The 2,758-nt window shown below is 71.4% G+C and carries 4 protein-coding genes and 1 pseudogene; 4 read left to right on the top strand and 1 reads right to left on the bottom strand.

Annotated elements, in window-relative coordinates:
* From AC2W7C_RS16305 to AC2W7C_RS16290, 4 genes and pseudogenes are all read left to right on the top strand, one after another.
* Nucleotides 1-266, top strand: a pseudogene (locus tag AC2W7C_RS16305) (hypothetical protein); the annotation flags it as partial.
* The gene (locus AC2W7C_RS16300; protein ID WP_486002335.1) at nt 203-652 is read left to right on the top strand and encodes a hypothetical protein; all 450 of its coding nucleotides are present in this window, start codon (nt 203-205) and stop codon (nt 650-652) included. The pseudogene AC2W7C_RS16305 and the gene AC2W7C_RS16300, both read left to right, overlap by 64 nt.
* Nucleotides 653-660: 8 nt before the next feature.
* Nucleotides 661-1,296 carry a YdcF family protein gene (locus tag AC2W7C_RS16295; RefSeq protein WP_486002334.1) on the top strand — a complete coding sequence of 212 codons (636 nt, stop codon included), beginning with the start codon at nt 661-663 and terminating at the stop codon, nt 1,294-1,296.
* A gap of 1 nt (nt 1,297) precedes the next feature.
* Complete coding sequence (locus tag AC2W7C_RS16290) at nt 1,298-2,035, top strand: lysophospholipid acyltransferase family protein (protein ID WP_486002333.1); 738 nt, start codon at nt 1,298-1,300, stop codon at nt 2,033-2,035.
* On the opposite strand, the gene AC2W7C_RS16285 is transcribed toward AC2W7C_RS16290, so the two are convergent.
* Entirely contained in the window at nt 2,019-2,507 is a 489-nt protein-coding gene (locus tag AC2W7C_RS16285; protein ID WP_486002332.1) for a hypothetical protein, read from the bottom strand. The genes AC2W7C_RS16290 and AC2W7C_RS16285 overlap by 17 nt on opposite strands.
* Nucleotides 2,508-2,758 lie beyond the last annotated feature (251 nt).

Below are 2,758 nucleotides of genomic sequence, written 5' to 3'. Positions count from 1 at the left end.
GGGCAGCGGAGACCCTGGCGGGCGTGCCCGGCGTGACCGAGGCCGAGGCGATGGACCGCAAGGCCGCCGAGGCCTTGTTGCGCCCCTGGATCGGCGACGCCGTCCTGCCCGACCTGCCCATCCCCTACCTGGTCACCGTCCGTCTGGACCGCACCGCCCCGGCCAGCGCCGTCAGCCTGAGCCGTGCGCTGGCGAGGCGGGCGTGGACGCCGCCGTCGACGACCACAGCCTGTGGCGTGGCGAGGTCGAGCGATCGGCCGCCCTGATCAGCGCGCTTGCGATCGCGGCCTTCCTCCTGACCGCCGGCGCGGCCGGTGCAGCCGTCGTCTACGCCACCCGGGCGGGCATGGCGGCGCAGGGGTCGGTCATCGAGACGCTCAGCCTGAACGGGGCCTCGGACGGCCGCATCGCGGGCCTGTATCAGCGGCGCTATGGCCTTCTAGCCGCGGGGGCCGGCGCCGCGGGGGCCGGGGCCGCCATCGGCCTGGTCGCCGTACTGCGCTTCCTGGGCGGCGCCGAAGGGGTCACCCCGGCCTTGCCCGTGGCCTGGACCGACGCCCTGATCCTCTCGCCATGCCCCCTGCTGGCCGCTACGGTGGCGCTTGTCGCGGCGCGCTTCGCCGCCCTGGCGCGGCTGAAGGGGCGTGGCTAGATAAGACCATGAAGTTTTTGACCTTCATCGCCATCGTGGCGCTGATCTGGCTGATCGGCCTGTTCGCTTTCGCCGAAAGGGTGCGCGGCTACACGCCCGCCGCGGAGCCGGCGCGCGCGGACGCCATCGTGGCCCTGACCGGCCCCTCGGCCGAACGGGTCAACGCCGCCATCCGGCTGCTGGAGCAGGACAAGGGCGAGCGGGTCCTGATCTCGGGCGTCAACCGGGAGGTCCGCCGCCAGGAGCTGCGCGCCCTGACCCCGGGCTCGAACCGGCTGTTCAACTGTTGCGTCGACCTGGGCTTCGAGGCCGAGGACACGATCGGCAACGCCCAGGAGATCGCCGCCTGGGCCCGGGCAAAGAACTACGACAGCCTGATCGTGGTCACCTCGGACTACCACATGCCCCGCGCCCTGACCGAAATCCGCGCCGCCGCCCCGGGCGTCGCCCTGACCCCCTATGCGGTGGAGACGCCGTCGCTGGACGATTCGCGCTGGTGGCGGGCCGCCGTCACCGCCCGGCGGATGACGCTGGAGTATGTGAAATACCTCGCCGCCCTGGGCCGCGCGGCGCTGGGCAAGCTGTCGGACGACGCGCCTGCCGCCCTGGACGAGACCGATACGCCCGAGAAGAAGGCCGCCTGACGTGACCACCCTGCGATCGCTGGCCTTCACACTGTGGCTCTACCTGTCGATGCCGATCTTCGCGATCGGCCTGTCGCCGGCGCTGCTGATGCCCCATCGCTACGCCATGGGCGTCATCAAGCTGTGGGCCCGCTTCGTCTTGTTCGGCCTGCGCTGGATCGCCGGGGTGAAGGTCGAGGTGCGCGGACTGGAGCGCCGCCCCTCGGGCCCCGCCCTGGTCGCCCCCAAGCACCAGGGCATGCTGGACGTGGTCGCCCCCTTCGCCTTCCTGGACGACCCCTGCTTCGTCCTGAAGAAGGAGCTGATGCCGCTGCCCTTCTTCGGCTGGTTCGCCTGGAAGACGAAGATGATCCCGGTCGACCGCAAGGCCCATGCAAAGGCGCTCAAGGACATGGTCCGCCACGCCCGGGCCCGTCTGGCCGAGAACCGTCAGATCGTCATCTTCCCTGAGGGCACCCGCACCGCGCCCGGCGCCGAACCGGATTACAAGCCCGGCGTGGCCGCCATCTACCGCGACCTGGAGGTCGCCTGCTGGCCCATCGCCACCAACTCCGGCGTCCACTGGCCCGCGCACGGCTTCAAGCGCTATCCGGGGACCGTGGTGTTCGAGTTCCTGGAGCCCATCCCGGCCGGCCTGAAGCGGGCCGAGTTCATGGCGCGGCTGGAAGAGAACGTGGAGACGGCGTCGACGGCGCTGCTTGCGGCGCCGGCGGTCAGGACGCTCAATACGGTCCGTTGAAGTTCAGCCTGACGATCCGGCCGGCCGTCGCGTCATACTCGGCCCCGAAGAAGGTCGGCCCGCCGTCGCAGACGATCACGGGCTCCGTTCGCCAGTTCGGGATTTCGTCCCTGGACGGATAGAAGTTTCCGTACACCAGCCGCCGACCGTCCCTGACATAGCCGACATACTGCCGCCGCCAGCCCTCCGGCGGAATCGGATCCCGCAGATCCTTGCCGACCGATGAGGTGGCGAGAGCGGCCGGAAGGATGGCCTCCAGCGCCGCGATGTCGGCCCACGCCGGCTCCCAGGTTCCCTGGCCTGGGTCGGGCGCGGATCGGGAGCACTGCCTTAGAAGCTGCGGAATCACCGAAGCCGGCAGAATGGCGGCGTCGGCCGGTCCGCGTGCCCCGGCCGGGCTCGGCGTCCTGCTCTGGGGTTCGGCGCAGCCAGCGACCAGCAGCAGGGACAGCAGGATCGGGAGACGGGTCATGCCGTCATGACGCCATCGCCGCCGGCCCGGGTCAACCGGTGGTCAGCGCAGGCTCTCCCATGACAGGGCGTGCACCCTGTCCCGCCCCAGGGCCGCCGCCATGGGCGGTTCGGGGAACAGGCCCGCCACCGCTGGATGCCGCGCGTCCAGACCCCCGGTCGAAGGCGCCGAACGGACCGGGCATGATCAGCCGGCGACCGTCGGTCACGAAACAAGGCCGGCGGCACCCCCCGGCCGTAGGCGGCCACCCG

It is taken from the genome of Brevundimonas sp. CURTG3B2_SDJG, assembly GCF_057364705.1.
Note: the sequence above shows the minus strand (reverse complement) of the source record. Positions and strands in the feature narration are given on the sequence as shown.

Excerpts from the sequence above, each read along its gene's own strand:
- AC2W7C_RS16295 (WP_486002334.1), top strand. The coding sequence starts at position 661 with ATGAAGTTTTTGACCTTCATCGCCATCGTGGCGCTGATCTGGCTGATC.
- AC2W7C_RS16285 (WP_486002332.1), bottom strand. The coding sequence starts at position 2,507 with ATGACCCGTCTCCCGATCCTGCTGTCCCTGCTGCTGGTCGCTGGCTGC.